This is a genomic window from Oryzicola mucosus (assembly GCF_014534685.1).
Classification (GTDB): Bacteria; Pseudomonadota; Alphaproteobacteria; order Rhizobiales; family Rhizobiaceae; genus Oryzicola; species Oryzicola mucosus.
In genome coordinates this window covers 142,065-157,550 of the sequence record NZ_JACVVX010000003.1, presented here as the reverse complement: position 1 = coordinate 157,550, position 15,486 = coordinate 142,065, and the positions used below count along the sequence as shown (strand labels likewise).

Below are 15,486 nucleotides of genomic sequence, written 5' to 3'. Positions count from 1 at the left end.
TCAACGCGACGGGACGCGATTGCTTCGCGTTCCGCTGCAACCCCAGACAGACAATCGATAGCGGTCCTGATGACGGAAGTCTTGAAGCGAGACGAGGTCGTCGCTGCGCGCGGCGTCAGGGTGACCTTTGGTGCCGTCAAGGCGCTCGACGGCGCCGACCTCGTGATCCATAGCGGCGAGTGCGTCGGCCTTGTCGGCCATAACGGCGCCGGGAAGTCGACCATCGTCAATGTCATCAATGGCGGACTGACCCCGCACGAGGGAACGATCACCTATGGCGGCCAAGACGAACGCGGTATTTCGGCTGCCCGCGCCAATGGCGTGCGTTGCGTCTTCCAGGAACTGTCGCTCTGCCCGAACCTGACCGTGACCGAAAACGCCAGGATCATGCATCCAGATCTGAAAGGCTGGAACTGGCGAAGCGGTGCGCTTGCCCTGGTCGAGGCCCACCTTCAGGAGATTTTTCCCGGCCACTCGATCGATGGTGACAGCACGGTCGACGATCTCTCTATCGCCGAACGGCAGATGGTCGAGATCGCCATCAGCTTTGCCGGCACCGACAAGAAGCCCAAGCTCGTCATTCTCGACGAGCCGACCTCTTCGCTCGATGCGGGCCTCGCAGCGCAGCTGATGGCCTATATCCGCAAATTCGTCTCCGAAGGCGGTTCGGTGCTTCTGATCTCTCATATTCTCGGAGAGATTCTTTCGACATCCGACCGCATCGTGGTGATGAAGGATGGCCGTGTGACAGCAGACAGGGCCGCCGGTGAGTTTTCCACCCGCAGCCTCGTGGAAGCCATGGGCAATGTGGTACGCGAACAGGAATGGGCGCGAGCAGCCGCGACCAAGACAGGCGAACCGGTCTTATCCATGCCACCGCGCCGTGGGCACGGACTTGCTTTCGAGGCCTATCGCGGAGAGATGATAGGGCTGGCGGGCCTTGGCGGGCACGGCCAGACGGAGGCCCTGCTCGATCTCTATCTCGACCGCAACAGCAATTGGTGGCCGACGCGCAGACGAGAGATCGCCTTCGTCGCCGGCGACCGCAGCCTCAACGGCACCTTTCCGCTGTGGAGCATTCTCAAGAATCTTTCAGTCGCTTCGCTGGGCCAGTTGTCCACCAACCGAATGGTCGACCGGATGCGGGAGGAAACACTCGGGGAAAGTTGGAAAAAGCGCATCGAAATCCGCACTCCGGACATGGACAATCGTATCCTGTCGCTCTCCGGCGGCAACCAGCAGAAGGTGCTTTTCGCGCGCGCGCTGGCCACCACCGCCGATATCGTGCTGATGGACGATCCGATGCGCGGCGTCGATATCGGCACCAAGCAGGAAGTCTACGACATTCTGCGCTCGGAAGCCGCCAACGGCCGGACTTTCATCTGGTACTCGACCGAGATGGACGAGATCCGCCTTTGCGACCGGGTCTACGTCTTTCGGGAAGGTGCTATCATGGAGGAGCTGATCGGCGAGGACATCACCGAGAAGAACATATTGGCTGCATCCTTCAGCGAAGGAGCGGCCGCGTGAAGATCTCATCCGGCACCATTCGCTTGCTCATTCCAGCAGCATCGCTTGCTCTGCTGCTCGCCGCGGTTTTCTACATGCAGCCGCGCGCCATGAGCTATAACGGGCTCAATCTGCTCTTCAATCTGGCCGTGCCCATCGCGCTGGCGACCATCGCTCAGATGCTGATCATGTCGGTCAACGATCTCGACCTGTCGATGGGCACTTTCGTCAGCTTTTGTGCCTGTGTCGCGGCAACGATGCTGCAGACCTCGCCGATGCTCGGCATCCTGATATTCGTCGGCGCCATCGCCGCCTATGCCGCAATCGGCGTCGTCATCCATGTCCGCGAACTTCCGTCAATCGTCGTGACCCTCGGCATGAGCTTCGTCTGGGGCGGGCTTGCTGTGCTACTTCTTCCGTCGCCCGGCGGGACCGCGCCGGCATGGGCGAGATGGGTCATGACCGCAAAGCCGCCGCTCGTTCCGATGGCGATTGTCGCAAGCATTGTAATCGCTGGAGTCACCCATTTCATCGTCATGCGATCCTCCTTCGGCGTGCTGATGCGCGGCGTCGGCGGCAACAACCGCTCGGTCCAGCGAGCCGGCTGGTCGGTGATCGGCGTGAGGGCCGGGACTTATGCGCTGGCAGGCTTTTTCGCCATCCTCTCCGGAATCGCGCTCGTCGGGCTCACCACGTCAGCGGATGCCAATATCGCCCTGCGTTACACGCTTCTCTCGATCGCCGGCGTCATTCTCGGCGGCGGGCAGTTCGTCGGCGGCAAGGTCTCGCCGATCGGTGCGGTCATCGGCGCGCTGACGCTGACGCTCGCCGGTTCGTTTCTGTCCTTCATGCGCATTTCACCGGATTGGCAGATCGGCGCGCAGGGTGCGATCCTGATCGTCGTTCTGGCGCTTCGGCTTGCCCTCAACCGTCTGGAAAAGCGGGAGAAGAGCCTTTGACCCCGCACCGGTTTTTATTAGGCAAGCCCTGGATCTGGTCCTTTGCCGCAACCGTCATCGTCTGGATCATCACGGTGCTGTTTACCGGCGGTGCGAGCTCCTTCGGACTATCTCAGGCGGCACTCACCTTCGCAGCCTTTTCCGTAATCGTCGGGATCGGTCAGATGTTCGTCATCACGCTTGGCCCGGGCAATATCGACCTCTCGGTTCCCGCCACAATGACGCTCTCCGGCACACTAGCGTTGAAACTGATGGACGTTCAGGACGGCATGATCCTGGTTGGTCTCCTCGCATCTATCGGTATCGGTCTCATCGTCGGGCTTGGCAACTACGTTCTGATCAAGCTCCTACGTATCCCGCCGATCATCGCCACGCTGTCGATGAGCTTCATCATCCAGTCCGTGGCGATCTGGAGCAACCGTGGCCTGCGCATCAAGCCGCCGGAAATGCTGGCAAACTTTACCACATCGGATCTGTTCGGCATTCCCAATGTGGCTTTGGTCGCGTTTCTTCTCTCGGTGCTGGCCTGGGTGCTGCTCGAAAAATCCATTTATGGCCGCTGGATATCGGCGATCGGGCAGAGCATGTTTGCCGCCCGCATGGCCAGCATTCCCGTCGATGGTACTCGCCTTGTCACATACATGCTCTGCGCAGTGCTTGCCGCCTTATGCGGCTATCTGCTCGCTAGTTTTTCCGGTGGAGCGGCGCTCAATATGGGCTCCGAATATCTGCTGTTGTCGATTGCAGTCGTTGTTATCGGCGGGACGGCGGTCGCCGGCGGCAATTCCAACATTCCCGGTATATGGGGCGCCTCGCTGTTCCTGTTTCTCGTCGTATCGATGCTGAACACCTATGGCTTCGGTGCCGGCTTCCGTCTCATTCTGACCGGTCTCATCATCATCGTCGTCATCCTGCTCGCCGGCGGCAGACAATCCTTTCGATAACGGACATTTCCCATGCCGCAGACATCTTCCACCTATGAGATTCACGACGACCGTTTCCGGCATCTTATCGTGCCAAGTTCGGAACTGGAGGAGCTTTACTCCGGTTGCCGCTGGGCGGAAGGGCCGGTCTGGTTCGCCGATCTGAACTGCCTCATCTGGAGCGATATACCGAATGAGCGCATACTGCGCTGGACTGACGGCATTGTTTCGGTGTTTCGATCGCCATCCAACTTCACCAACGGCAATACCCGCGACCGCCAGGGACGGTTGGTCTCATGCGAGCATGGCGGTCGGCGCGTCACGCGCACAGAGATCGACGGTTCGGTCACGGTTCTCGCCGACAGCTATCAGGGCAAGCGCCTGAACTCGCCCAACGATGTGGTGGTTCGCTCCGACGGCACTGTGTGGTTTACCGATCCTACCTACGGCATCATGTCCGATTACGAAGGATATCGTGCCCATCCCGAGCAACCAACGCGAAATGTCTACCGGCTGGATCCTGCCACGGGCGAGATCGACGCCGTCATCACCGATTTCGGCCAGCCAAACGGGCTCGCCTTCTCACCCGACGAAAGCATCCTCTATGTGGCGGATTCATCGTCCAGCCATGATAGCGGAGCGCCTCGCCACATCCGCGCCTTCGATGTGACGGACGGCCGACGCTTATCCAACGATCGCGTGTTTTGCGAGCTCGACAATGGCTTACCCGACGGCTTTCGCCTTGATCTCAGCGGGAACCTGTGGACCAGCGCCGGCGACGGTGTTCATTGTTTTGGCTCGGATGGCAAACTTCTGGGCAAAATCCTTGTTCCACAAACGGTCGCCAATCTGACGTTTGGAGGGCGGAGAAAAAACCGCTTGTTCATCACGGCAAGCCGGTCGCTTTATGCCATCTACACTGCGACAAACGGCAGTTCGCTTGGATGACGGCTTCGCCTTTCCATCTTGGATGGTTATGACGGCTGTCGCTATCCGTCATAACAACTGCATCGTCGCTGCCGTGCCTCGTCCGCACGACGGCAAGGAGTTAATCGTACAACGTTGCGTTGGCGAGAGTTTTCACTCGTCGTGACCACGTGGTGGACCGACTAAAGCTGCCGGTCGCTGCCTCCCACGGGTTGTACTGGTACTCCTGGGAAGATCTTCTGGAGATTGCCGGAGATAATCTTGTCGTCCTCGTTCACGCCCGAAGTAAGCGTCACGAGATCGCCGTCCGCAGGCCCGAGCAAGACAACGCGCTGTTCCACGAGGTTATCTTTGCCGACAACATAGACATACTTGCCGAACTGACTGGAGCCGAGCGCGGTCTGCGGCACCATCAGCGCATCGGGCAATTCCCTGATGTGGAGCCGGATGCGGACATACTGTCCGGGCAACAGGGAAAAGTCCGAGTTTTCGATGGTCGCCCGCGCTGCCACCGTGCCGGTGTTGCGCTCCACTGCATTGTCGATGAAGGTGAGCTTGCCTTGGCGAGGCTTCTCCTCGCTGCCGGGAATGACCACTTCCGTCTCTACCGTGCCATTGGCGAACGCCTTCTGGATTTCGGCCATCTCGTTTTCGCTGGGATTGAAGGTGATATAGATGGGCGAAAGCTGGACGAGGTTGTTGAGGGGCGTCCCGGACGAACTGGTGATGAGCGTTCCTTCCGGAGCCTGATTGCGACCCAGCCGGCCGGTAAATGGTGCGCGGATCTCGGTGTTTTTCAGATTGAGTTCAGCCGTATGCTGGGCCGCGCGTGACATGGCAAGGGAGGCCTCTCCCTGGCGCATGGCACTTTGGCGCTGGTCGAAGCCGTCCTTTGCAAGGTAGCCATTGGAGGCGAGCTCGTTGCCTCGGCTGAGATTCGAGCGGAGATATGCCAGCGATGCCTCGTCGCGCTGGATTTGCGCCGTGGCCTGGTCGAGCGCAGCCTGATAGTCGCTCGCGTCGATCCTGTAGAGCAGATCGCCGGCCTTCACGTCCGCGCCGTCCGCTACCAGTTGCTCCTGCAAATAGCCTGACGCTTTGGCGCGTAGCGTAACGTTGCGGATCGCTTCCGTTCGCGCGGAATATTCGAGATAGATCGGGATGGTTTTCTTCACGACATCGACGACCGGTACAGGCATTGCCTGAGGAGCAGGCGACGGTGCCGCGTCGGCAGGGGTGCTGGCGGCACCCCAACCGTGTTGCGCCAGCAGGTAGCCGCCGGCTACGGCCAACGCGAGAAGGGTCCCGTTGAGACCTATTTTGAGACTGCGCATTTCGAGGCTCCGTTTATTCAGCCGGTTCGACCGTTTCAGGCACGGACGAACGGGAGGACAGGCGTTCACGCCAGGTTTCAAGGACGACGTAGAAGATCGGCACGAAGACGAGCGTCAGGACGGTTGCCACAAGCATGCCGCCGAAGACTGTGGTGCCGATCGACCGCCGGCTCGCCGCGCCGGCACCGGTTGCTGTCATCAGCGGCACCACGCCGAGGATGAATGCGAAGGCGGTCATCAGGATAGGCCGCAGGCGGAGCCGCGCTGCCTCGACCGCCGCTGCTACAATCTCGACGCCTTCCTCGCGGCGACGCTTCGCGAACTCGACGATGAGGATTGCGTTTTTGGCCGCAAGGCCGATCAGCATGACAAAGCCGATCTGCGAGTAGACGTCGATCTGCAACCCGCGTGCCCAAAGTGCGAGCAATGCGCCAAGCAGGGCAAGCGGAACGGCGAGCAGAACGACGAATGGCATCGACCAGCTCTCATATTGCATCGCCAGCACCAGAAAGCAGAACACGATGGCGAGGCCAAACACCAGAGTGGCAATCGAACCCGCCCGGATCTCCTGATAGGTGATGCCGGTCCATTCGAAGGCGAAGTCCCTCGGGAGGGCTGTAGCCGCGGCGCGTTCCATCGCTGCAACTGCCTGGCTCGAACTGAAACCTTCTGCAGCGGCGCCATTGATCAACGCGGACGGATAATTGTTGTAGTGCGTGATTGTCTCGGGACCCGCCACTGCTGTCAACGCGCCCAGCGTGCTGAGAGGCACCATGTCTCCCGTAGTGCTTCGGACATACAGGCGCGAGATGTCGTTCGACGCAGCGCGCGCGTCCTGTTCCGCCTGCAGGGTAACGCGGAACGTGCGGCCGAACAGGTTGAAGTCGTTGACGTAAAGGGAGCCGAGATAGATTTGCAGTGTCGAGAACACGTCGGGCAGGCTGAGACCGAGCAGCTTGGCCTTGTTGCGGTCGAGGTCGTAGGAATATTGCGGCGTAGACGTGCTGAAAGTCGTGAAGAGCGTGAAGGGATTGAGCTCCGGCTGCTTGCGCGCTTCTGCAAGAACCGCCTGCGTCGCCTCATCTAGTGCGACCGCTCCGCGCCCCGTCAAGTCTTCCACCTGGAACTCAAAGCCACCCGTCGCGCCGAGACCCTGAATCGATGGCGGGTCGAATGCCAGAACCAACGCTTCGGGGATCTGGATCAGCTTCTGCTGTGCAAGCGTGCGCAGGGCCGTGGCGCTTTGGTCCGGCCCTCTCTCGTCCCATGGTTTCAACACGGCGAATTGAACGCCGGCATTCGACTGGTTTGCAAATGTGAGAAAGGAAAAGCCCACGACGGACCCCACCGTCTCCACGCCGGGAAGACTACGAAGAACCTCTTCCGACTTCTTGGCAACGGCTGCGGTTCGCTCGACGGACGCGCCATCGGGAAGCTGCAGGACGACGAAGAAATAGCCCTGATCCTCAACCGGCAAAAAGGTCGAGGGGATGCGTTGCGACAGCGCATAGGTGCCGCCCAGGCCGAGTAAGAAGAGGCCGATGAGCGCCCAGCGCCAGCGAACGAACGTTCTGATGCTGTCGGCATAGGCATTGGACATCCAGTGGAAACCGGCATTAAACCAGCGAAAGAGGATGAATTGCGATTCGCCGCGATGGCGCAGAAAAACGGCGCTCAGAGCCGGACTGAGCGTCAACGAATTGAATGCCGAGATGGCAAACGAGATTGCGACAGTCAGCGCGAACTGATTGTAGAGCTGACCCGCAACTCCGGGAATAAAGGCGACGGGCACGAAGACGGCGAGCAGCACGCCGGTCGTGGCGATGATCGGGCCTGTAACCTCCTGCATCGCTTTCTTTGCCGCTTCGAGCGGCGGCAGGCCGTCTTCGAGCTGGCGCTCAACGTTCTCCACGACCACGATCGCGTCGTCGACGACAAGCCCGATCGCGAGCACCATGCCAAGCAGCGAAAGCATATTCAGCGAGAAGCCGAGCAGGTACATGACCGTCAGCGTCGCGATCAGCGACACCGGAATCGCGATGATCGGAATGATGGTGGCGCGCCAGCTTTGGAGGAAGATGAACACGACGAAAACGACGAGAACGAGCGCCTCGACGAGGGTCTTGACGACGTCGTCCATCGCAGCCGAGACGAAGCGCGTCGTGTCGTAGAACATGTTGTATGACATGCCTGCGGGAAAGCGCTTGGACAACTCGTCCATCTTGGACTTAACGTTGTTCTGCAAGTCGAGCGCGTTCGAGCCGGGAGCCTGGAGTACGGCAAGCACAACACTTTCTTGTCCATCTAAGCTGAACGACGAAGAGTAGGACAGCGCGCCGAGTTCGATGCGCGCAACGTCGCGCAAGCGGAGGGCGGCATTCGTCTCGGGGTCCACCCTTAGAACGATCTCGCCGAACTGCTGCGGATCGCCCAAACGACCGACGGCGTTAACCTGCATTTCGAATGGTGTTCCGGCTGGCGCGGGGGACTGACCAATCTTGCCAGCTGCAACCTGGATGTTCTGCTCCTCGATGACGTTCTGGACATCGACTGCCGTAACCCCGAGGCTCGCCATTTTGTCCGGGTCGAGCCAGACGCGCATCGAGTAGCGGCGCTCGCCGAAGAACTGCACATCGCCGACGCCCGGCAGACGCTTGATCGGATCGAGAATCTGCAAATAGGCGTAATTGCTGAGCGTGGTGAATTCGACCGACTTGTCGGGCGAACCGAGATTCACCAGTACGTTGAAGTTAGGGTTCTGCTTGATGACCGTGACGCCGGCCTGATTGACCAGAGCGGGCAAGGATGGAGAAGCCTGGGATACACGGTTTTGGACATCCATCGCAGCGATATCGATGGAGTAGCCGACCTGGAAGGAAAGAGTAACGCGCGCAGAACCATCATTAGAACTTGTGGAGGACATATAAAGCATGCCCGGCACGCCGTTGAGCTGCTGCTCCAGCGGCGTCGTCACCGTGTCGGCAACAACCTGCGCGCTGGCGCCAGGATAGTTCGCCGCGACGACGATCTGCGGCGGGGTGATGTCCGGGAACTGGGAAACGGGCAGCAGAAAGTAGGCAATGCCGCCGGCCAGCACCATTATGATCGCGATCGCGGAGGCGAAGATTGGCCGCAGGATGAAGAAATTGACCATGATGGTTCCTTCCGGACCAGCTCATCCGGTTGTGGCCCGCCCTTCCGCAGGGTAGCAAAAACCGTTGCAGAACACGGGATCGTGTGCTGCTCTCAAGCTGCCGGTATTGACTTGCGAAGGCGGATGTTACTATCTAGTAACAGGGTAGATGTTACAGATCGGTAACATTGTCAAGAGCCTTTCAGCGATAAGACTGGAAGGGAGGAAACGGTGATGACAGCTGCTGTCAAATGCCCCCCCCGCCCGCGGGAGAGGATCATAGACGCTGCGCGCGACCTGTTCAGGAAACACGGCATCAAGGGGATCGGCGTAGACGCCATCGCGGAGGCCGCCGACAGCAACAAAATGACGCTTTATCGCCACTTCGGTTCGAAGGACGATCTGGTGTTCGTTTGCTTGCAGGAAGCTGCGGCAGAGGCCGAGGCATTCTGGAACGATATCAAGAAAACCAACCCGGATGATCCCAAGGCGCAACTGAACGACTGGGTCCGTCGCGCGGGCGACTTCATTACGATGGAGCACTGCAACTGCGAACTTCTCGACGCAGCCGCGCAACTGGTTGAAAGCGATCACCCCGCCCGGCGGTTCGTGGAGGATCTCAGAGCGCTTTACATGAAGCGCCTTGTCGAGCTCTGCCGTGAAGCAGGCGTCGGCGACGCAGAACTGCTGGTCGACGCCCTAAGCCTGCTCGTCGAAGGCGCGCGCTGCAACTGGCGCAGCGCTGGCCAGAAAGGGGCTGCAACGCGCTTCGTGCCGATTGCTCAGATGGTCGTGGCCGATTTCATGCAGCACACGGCTTGAAGAGATCGTTGATCCAGCCAGAGGACAAGCTGCTCGGGGATTCGGCCCGCGTGCGCTCTCGAAACGGCCAGGGCGGGAATGCCCCATTTTAGTCAAGACAACGGCCTTCACTGCAGCCGCCGTTCCGAAGTGTTCAGTCCACCAAAGCGTCATGGTAGCGCCAACAGCCCTCGATCTAGGCCATTCTAAACTGAGAATTTTACGGTCACGCCCCGCTGCCGAAAATAAGCCTGCATCAGTTTACGACCCGATCGGTTGTTCTGCGCCAGCCTTGCAGGATCGAACACAACCTCTTTCCCTCCTTCCCTTTTCAGGGCCGCCTTGAGGGTTTCTATACGAGCGTCGATCTCGGCATTGTCCGCCTGTAGCGACACATAGATGCTCTCGACCGCCTCGGCCACGGATGGATCGCTCACAGTTTCGCTCCTTCGGTTGTTGGATAGCGGCGTAGCATAGCCTGGCGATTGACGATATCGTCAGACAGCTTCAACAGGATGGGACGGCGTTTATGATCACATGCTGGAGGTGTCAACAGCGGTAGCCGCAGCGAGATGAGACGGCCATTCGCTGTCCGGTCTTTGTATCCCCAGCGATTGGCGAACAGACATGGTCCTTGCGAAGTCACGCTTTAACGTCAATCCAACTGCGCCCACCCTGATCTGCCAGATCTTCACGGGCGTATCTACAACTAACATGCTCCTGCTTCAGGAGTTGGGATTGGGCCAGTGAAGTCTTGTCTCGGGCGAAGCGGCCTTCGCAAACAGCAGGCTTCAAAAGAAATAGACACACGGCATTTGAGTTGATATCAACGTTATAGTCGGCGGGCCATATTGGAGGAGATCATGCTCAAAGACCGAAATTCCTCGGCCATCATCGCGGTCTCGGACATGGCGCGGGCCCGTCAGTTTTATTCCGATGTATTGGGTCTCGAATTGGACGAGGAGGGCATGGACGGAGTGATGGCGTTTCGCACCGGCGCTACGCATCTCATTGTCTATTGCTCGGAAGCGGCGGGAACGAACCGCGCCAACGCCGTCGTCTGGGACGCCGGGGATGACATAGACGCGATCGTCGCCGATTTGGCCGCTAAGGGGGTCCTCTTCGAACATTACCCCGAGATTGGTGAGTTCCGGGATAATATTCACCATGCCGGCGGCATGAAACTTGTTTGGTTCAAGGACTCGGATGGCAACATCCTGCACATCAATCAAATGCCGGATCGAAACTGAGACGGAGACATGAGCCGCTCGAAAATGCGGACTTTTCAATCGATAGCCAGAGCCGATTTTGGCTGCACCCAAGAGCGAAAGGACAACAGATGACCACTGCCAAGAACACTATCTGTATCTGGTACGACAAGGACGCCGAGGCCGCCGCTCGCTTTTACGCTGAAGTTTTTCCCGACAGTTCAGTTAAGGCCGTCCACCTCGCGCCAAGCGACTTCCCCTCCGGCAAGGCCGGTGACGTCCTCACCGTCGAATTCACCGTCGCTGGAGTCCCTTGTCTCGGCCTCAATGGCGGGCCGACATTCAAGCACACCGAAGCCTTCTCCTTCCAAATCGCCACCGACGATCAAGAGGAGACTGACCGCTATTGGAACGCCATCGTCGGCAATGGTGGCGAGGAAAGCGTCTGCGGCTGGTGCAAGGATAAATGGGGCATATCGTGGCAGATCACGCCCCGTGTTCTGACCGACGCGTTGGCTGCCGGCGGAGCCGGCGCGAGACGCGCATTCGAGGCGATGATGGATATGAAAAAAATCGACGTTGCCGCGATTGAGGCAGCCCGGCAAGGTTGATCTGCCCAAACACAGGCTGGAAAGGCTGGAGGATCTGCTATTTGCCGCGCGCGAGCGTCTTGCACTCGGCGATGGCGGTTTGAATCTTAAAGGTTTCCTGGCCGCTGCGCCTTCCGAACTGCCTATGGCGTCGAGGTGCCTATGCATCATATGACGGCAGAACTTGGCCCAAAGGCCGACGGGTCGCATTGCCGCGAGGCCACAACCCGCCTGCTTCAAGATCAGTAGACTACCTTCAGTTCAGCAGGATTTCAGGCCACTGCCTGCTTTTCCAGCGGCTCGAATGTGCAATCCTGATAATTGGCGCGGGCGGCGGCTGCGCAATATTCCGCATATTTTGGAAAGCCGCCGGTGAATAGGCTAAGGCCCTGCGCCTTGCCGGCGACGTTCGCACCCACATACCAGGTTTTCGCCTTTGTCAAAAGCGAACGCTGGGCGAGATCGTAGACGATGTCCATCCAACGGCCTTCCGCCTCTTGAGTAACCTCGATGGTCGCCAGCCCGTGCTTTTCCATGAAGTTCATCGCCGAGGCGATCCAATTCACGTCGTTTTCGCTAATCCGTACGATGTTGGCCAGCGCCGCGGGGCCATTAGGACCGGTGGTCATGAACAGGTTGGGGAAGCCGGCGATGAGCAAGCCCAGATAGGAGTGCGCGCCATCCCGCCATTTGTCGCGAACGGAAAGGCCGTTGCGCCCCACCACATCGAAGGCGGTCAACGCACCTGTCAGACCGTCATAGCCTGTCGCCAGGATAAGCATATCCAGTTCGACCTCGCCGGAACGCAGGCGCACGCCTTTTTCGGTGATCTCCTCGATCGGATCTTCCACGCAATCCAAAAGATGCACGTGCGGAAGGTTGTAGGTCTCGTAATAGCTGGAATCGAGGCAGGGGCGGCGGGCGAACACCGGATAGCCCCGCGGCTTGAGCTTCTCCGCTGTCGCCTTATCCTCAACGATCTCGCCGATCTTCTCTCGCAAGAATTCGGCAACGTGCTCGTTGGCTTCGGGGTTGGTCAAAAGGTCGCTGAACGTTCCGAGAATGGTAAGCCCACCCTGCTTCCAGGCATCTTCCAGCAGCGCGCGCCGCTGAGCGGGCGTCACGCTGAAAAAGGCACGCGTTGATTGCGGGCGCAGTCCACCCACGGCGCTGTTGAGGGCGGCGGCCCTCAGCCCCGGATAATGACGCTTCACCTCGGCTACATAGTCGGGCTCCAGCTTTTGGTTGCGCATAGGCATCGAAAAGCTCGGAGTTCTTTGGAACACGAAGAGTTCGCCCGCCTCAGGACCCACTTCCTGAACGATCTGGATGCCGGTCGAGCCCGTGCCGATCACACCGACACGTTTGCCCGTAAAATCGACCGGTTCATGCGGCCATCGCGCAGCGCGCAAGAGCGTGCCCTTGAAGTGCGAAAGACCTGGAATATCCGGATCGCGCGGCACCGAAAGCGGCCCCGTCGCCATGATGCAATAGGTCGCCTCGTAAACCTCTCCGTTCTCGGTAAACACCTGCCAGAGACGGCGTTGCTCGTCCCAGATGGCGCGGGAAACACGTGTGTTGAACTTGTAGTGCTTGCGCAGGTCCAACCGGTCCGCCACGAAATTCATATAGGCCAGGAGCTCGGGCTGGGCGGCGAATTCCTCCGACCATGTCCATTCCTGCTCGATCTCCGGTGAGAAGGAGAAGCAATAGTCGATGCTGGGCAGGTCCACCCGCGCGCCGGGATAACGGTTCCAATACCATACGCCGCCGACGTCCCCGCCCGCCTCAAAGGCTTGTATATCCAAGCCCATCTCGCGAAACTTATGGACCGCGCACAAACCGCCGAAACCGGCACCGACAATGACCACATCAAGCCGCCGTGCCGTCGTGTTCGCAGCGCCCGCACCAGTATCGACCATATGAAGTCCTCCCTGACCATCTTCCAAATCGGACAGGAGAGACGTACGGCACGCTTACCGACCTGCGCCCTCCCCTCCCACTTTCGACACGCGATAACCGCGCCGTGCAGATGTTAAAGGATGTCACCCAAAGCGGCAGGTGCCCAGCATAATTCATCTTTGCAGGTATAATTCACGTATATGCAGGCATGCCTTCACGAAGGCGGACGGGCCGTAGCCCCGCAAGATATAGTCACCGCAGGCGGGAAAACACACAGGCCCATGGACCGATCAACGAGGCCGGCCCATCCTCCAGCATATCGGCGACAGAGAATGGGCCACCGAGTCAATCGCGCTTTTCCAGCACAGTTTCCGGTCGTTTGAAGCTGATGCCGAGGAAATCGTCGAGTTTTTGTCGCCCCGGCGTCATCCCATGGCAAATCAGGCCCAATCGAAAGTGACGAGAACGCGTTCACCAGAGTAGCCTTGCGCCAAAGTTCCCCTCCTCTTCGCTTAGCCGAACACCCTGTCATAGGCCTCGATTGCCGCCTTGGCTTTGGCGCGCACCACATCGGCGCTGTCGCCGGGCTTATAAAGGCTGGATCCAAGGCCGAAGGTGCGCACGCCGATTCTTGCGAAGTCGGCGAAACTTGCCTCAGAGACCCCGCCCACTGCCCCGACCACGGCATCCTTCGGCAGAATGGCCTTGATGGCGGATATGCCCGATGCGCCCAATGCGCCGGCCGGGAAAAACTTCAGCGCAGAAGCGCCCGAGCGTAACGCCAGCAGCGCTTCCGTGGGCGTGAACACACCCGGCAGCGTGACCATGCCGCGCGATTTCGCAATGGCGATAACAGACGGGTCTACATTCGGGCTGACCATCAGCCTGCCGCCTGCCTTCGCGACATCAGCGCAGTCCTCAGGTAAGGTCACCGTGCCAGCACCGATCAACGCGTCGGCGCCGAACGCCTTGGCGATGATCTCGATGGAGCGGAGCGGCTCAGGCGAATTCAGCGGCACCTCGATGGCCTCGAATTGTTCTTCGATCAGAACGCCGACGATGGCCTCGACCTCATCGGGCTTCACGCCGCGCAGGATGGCGACCAGATCGCGCTTGAAGGACGGCCAGACGACGGTTTCGCTCATGTTCTATCCTTTACCCAAAGCCGGGCGGCGGCCTTCGCGAGTCCGTTGCGGACAGCTTCTTCCGCATCCACGACGCGCACCCGATAACCCGCGTCGGTCAGAACGGCTTCATAGAGACTGCCCAGCGCGCCCGATCCGACCAGCACGATGTCGCTGGGGGCACCGTATAACGATTTAGCCGCTGCGACCTCGGCACCGATGAGCAGGCCGGACAGATGCGCAGCCCCTTCAGCCTTTTTCTCGAAGCCGAGCAACTGTCCGGCGCGGATGGAAAACAGCGCCGACAGCGCGACGGACGCATCGTCGCGCACCGCATCGATCGCCGCGCGGAAGGTCGGATCGTCGAAACCGGGAGGAGCGCCCTCTTCCACGGCATGCATCAGGATCGAATGTTTGCTGATAACGGAAAACAACTCGCCGGTCATGAAGCTGGCGAATCGGACAATCGTACCGCCGTCGATCGCGACCCACTTGCAATGCGTTCCGGGCATGCAAACCAGACCGGTAAACCCATCGGCGATGGAACCGAGAAGCTGTGTTTCCTCGCCACGCATGACGTTGGGCGCTTCGGCCAAGACTTGGGCGATGCCGGGCAGGATACGGATGTCGCGCCCTTCCACGGGCACGCTGATGGCGCGGCTATGCAGGTCGCCGAGTGCCGTAGGCGTATGCACATAAGCTGCCTCGACCCAGCCTTGGCGTGCGCCGGCCATGCCGCAGATCAATACGGGCAGCCCTTCGGGCGCGCGGACTTCAGCGAGGTGCTTGTCGAGAACTGGCTGGAACCCTCCAGAGGAGGAGCAATGCAGCATTCCCTCGCCGCTTCGGCTCGAAGCCAAGGGCATGCCATCCGCAGCCATCAGCCACAGTCGAAAACTGCTGGTGCCCCAATCGACGCCGACGAACGATGCTTCGGATAGACCAGACATGGCACATCGCCTCCTGCCCGCATCACCTAACCGGCTTGCCGTTCGGTTTCAAGGATCGGTTTTCGAAGCGCCGCATAACGGCTGAGATGCTGCGGCATTGGCCCAGGCGATTGCCTTTTCGCATGC

13 protein-coding genes are annotated in these 15,486 nt (G+C 59.7%); 7 read left to right on the top strand and 6 right to left on the bottom strand.

All coding sequences use genetic code 11. The features are described from left to right. The first annotated feature begins 69 nt into the window (after positions 1 to 69). From ICI42_RS11030 to ICI42_RS11015, 4 genes are read left to right on the top strand one after another with little or no spacing between them, the layout of a single operon-like run. A complete protein-coding gene (locus tag ICI42_RS11030; protein ID WP_188164628.1) occupies positions 70 to 1,530 on the top strand; it encodes a sugar ABC transporter ATP-binding protein in 1,461 nt (486 codons plus the stop codon). Then, positions 1,527 to 2,468: an ABC transporter permease gene (locus ICI42_RS11025; RefSeq protein ID WP_188164627.1), complete on the top strand. Its 942-nt coding sequence runs from the start codon at positions 1,527 to 1,529 to the stop codon at positions 2,466 to 2,468. The genes ICI42_RS11030 and ICI42_RS11025 overlap by 4 nt, the downstream gene beginning before the upstream one ends. Next, positions 2,465 to 3,412 (top strand): ABC transporter permease, encoded by a 948-nt coding sequence (locus tag ICI42_RS11020; RefSeq protein WP_188164626.1) that lies wholly within the window; start codon positions 2,465 to 2,467, stop codon positions 3,410 to 3,412. Before ICI42_RS11025 ends, ICI42_RS11020 begins: the two co-directional genes overlap by 4 nt. 12 nt (positions 3,413 to 3,424) lie before the next feature. Next, a complete protein-coding gene (locus ICI42_RS11015) occupies positions 3,425 to 4,339 on the top strand; it encodes an SMP-30/gluconolactonase/LRE family protein (protein WP_188164625.1) in 915 nt (304 codons plus the stop codon). A gap of 161 nt (positions 4,340 to 4,500) precedes the next feature. On the opposite strand, the gene ICI42_RS11010 is transcribed toward ICI42_RS11015, so the two are convergent. Both ICI42_RS11010 and ICI42_RS11005 read right to left on the bottom strand, forming a co-directional pair. Next, on the bottom strand, positions 4,501 to 5,652 hold the full coding sequence (locus ICI42_RS11010) for an efflux RND transporter periplasmic adaptor subunit (protein WP_188164624.1): 1,152 nt from the start codon (positions 5,650 to 5,652) through the stop codon (positions 4,501 to 4,503). A 13-nt stretch (positions 5,653 to 5,665) separates the two neighbouring features. After that, positions 5,666 to 8,806 (bottom strand): efflux RND transporter permease subunit, encoded by a 3,141-nt coding sequence (locus tag ICI42_RS11005; protein WP_188164623.1) that lies wholly within the window; start codon positions 8,804 to 8,806, stop codon positions 5,666 to 5,668. 213 nt (positions 8,807 to 9,019) lie between these two features. On the opposite strand from ICI42_RS11005, the gene ICI42_RS11000 reads away from it, so the two are divergent. Then, entirely contained in the window at positions 9,020 to 9,607 is a 588-nt protein-coding gene (locus tag ICI42_RS11000) for a TetR/AcrR family transcriptional regulator (protein WP_188164622.1), read from the top strand. A gap of 185 nt (positions 9,608 to 9,792) precedes the next feature. Here the strand turns inward: ICI42_RS11000 and ICI42_RS10995 are convergent, their stop codons facing one another. Further along, on the bottom strand, positions 9,793 to 10,023 hold the full coding sequence (locus tag ICI42_RS10995) for a hypothetical protein (protein ID WP_188164621.1): 231 nt from the start codon (positions 10,021 to 10,023) through the stop codon (positions 9,793 to 9,795). Positions 10,024 to 10,449: 426 nt separating this feature from the next. On the opposite strand from ICI42_RS10995, the gene ICI42_RS10990 reads away from it, so the two are divergent. Together ICI42_RS10990 and ICI42_RS10985 are read left to right on the top strand one after the other, a co-directional pair. After that, positions 10,450 to 10,836: a VOC family protein gene (locus ICI42_RS10990; RefSeq protein ID WP_188164620.1), complete on the top strand. Its 387-nt coding sequence runs from the start codon at positions 10,450 to 10,452 to the stop codon at positions 10,834 to 10,836. 89 nt (positions 10,837 to 10,925) lie between these two features. Then, entirely contained in the window at positions 10,926 to 11,405 is a 480-nt protein-coding gene (locus ICI42_RS10985; protein ID WP_188164619.1) for a VOC family protein, read from the top strand. A 251-nt stretch (positions 11,406 to 11,656) separates the two neighbouring features. Here ICI42_RS10985 and ICI42_RS10980 read toward each other — a convergent pair whose 3' ends face one another. The 3 genes from ICI42_RS10980 to ICI42_RS10970 form a co-directional block, all read right to left on the bottom strand. Continuing rightward, positions 11,657 to 13,306, bottom strand: a complete 1,650-nt coding sequence (locus ICI42_RS10980; protein WP_188164618.1) for a flavin-containing monooxygenase — start codon at positions 13,304 to 13,306, stop codon at positions 11,657 to 11,659. A gap of 492 nt (positions 13,307 to 13,798) precedes the next feature. After that, positions 13,799 to 14,431 (bottom strand): 2-dehydro-3-deoxy-6-phosphogalactonate aldolase, encoded by a 633-nt coding sequence (locus ICI42_RS10975; protein WP_188164617.1) that lies wholly within the window; start codon positions 14,429 to 14,431, stop codon positions 13,799 to 13,801. Next, positions 14,428 to 15,360: a 2-dehydro-3-deoxygalactonokinase gene (locus ICI42_RS10970; protein WP_188164616.1), complete on the bottom strand. Its 933-nt coding sequence runs from the start codon at positions 15,358 to 15,360 to the stop codon at positions 14,428 to 14,430. Before ICI42_RS10970 ends, ICI42_RS10975 begins: the two co-directional genes overlap by 4 nt. Positions 15,361 to 15,486 lie beyond the last annotated feature (126 nt).

Coding starts and splice junctions, on each gene's coding strand:
- ICI42_RS10980 (WP_188164618.1), bottom strand. CDS start 13,306: ATGGTCGATACTGGTGCGGGCGCTGCGAACACGACGGCACGGCGGCTT.
- ICI42_RS11005 (WP_188164623.1), bottom strand. CDS start 8,806: ATGGTCAATTTCTTCATCCTGCGGCCAATCTTCGCCTCCGCGATCGCG.
- ICI42_RS11000 (WP_188164622.1), top strand. CDS start 9,020: ATGACAGCTGCTGTCAAATGCCCCCCCCGCCCGCGGGAGAGGATCATA.
- ICI42_RS11015 (WP_188164625.1), top strand. CDS start 3,425: ATGCCGCAGACATCTTCCACCTATGAGATTCACGACGACCGTTTCCGG.
- ICI42_RS10975 (WP_188164617.1), bottom strand. CDS start 14,431: ATGAGCGAAACCGTCGTCTGGCCGTCCTTCAAGCGCGATCTGGTCGCC.
- ICI42_RS10985 (WP_188164619.1), top strand. CDS start 10,926: ATGACCACTGCCAAGAACACTATCTGTATCTGGTACGACAAGGACGCC.
- ICI42_RS10990 (WP_188164620.1), top strand. CDS start 10,450: ATGCTCAAAGACCGAAATTCCTCGGCCATCATCGCGGTCTCGGACATG.
- ICI42_RS11030 (WP_188164628.1), top strand. CDS start 70: ATGACGGAAGTCTTGAAGCGAGACGAGGTCGTCGCTGCGCGCGGCGTC.
- ICI42_RS11010 (WP_188164624.1), bottom strand. CDS start 5,652: ATGCGCAGTCTCAAAATAGGTCTCAACGGGACCCTTCTCGCGTTGGCC.
- ICI42_RS10970 (WP_188164616.1), bottom strand. CDS start 15,360: ATGTCTGGTCTATCCGAAGCATCGTTCGTCGGCGTCGATTGGGGCACC.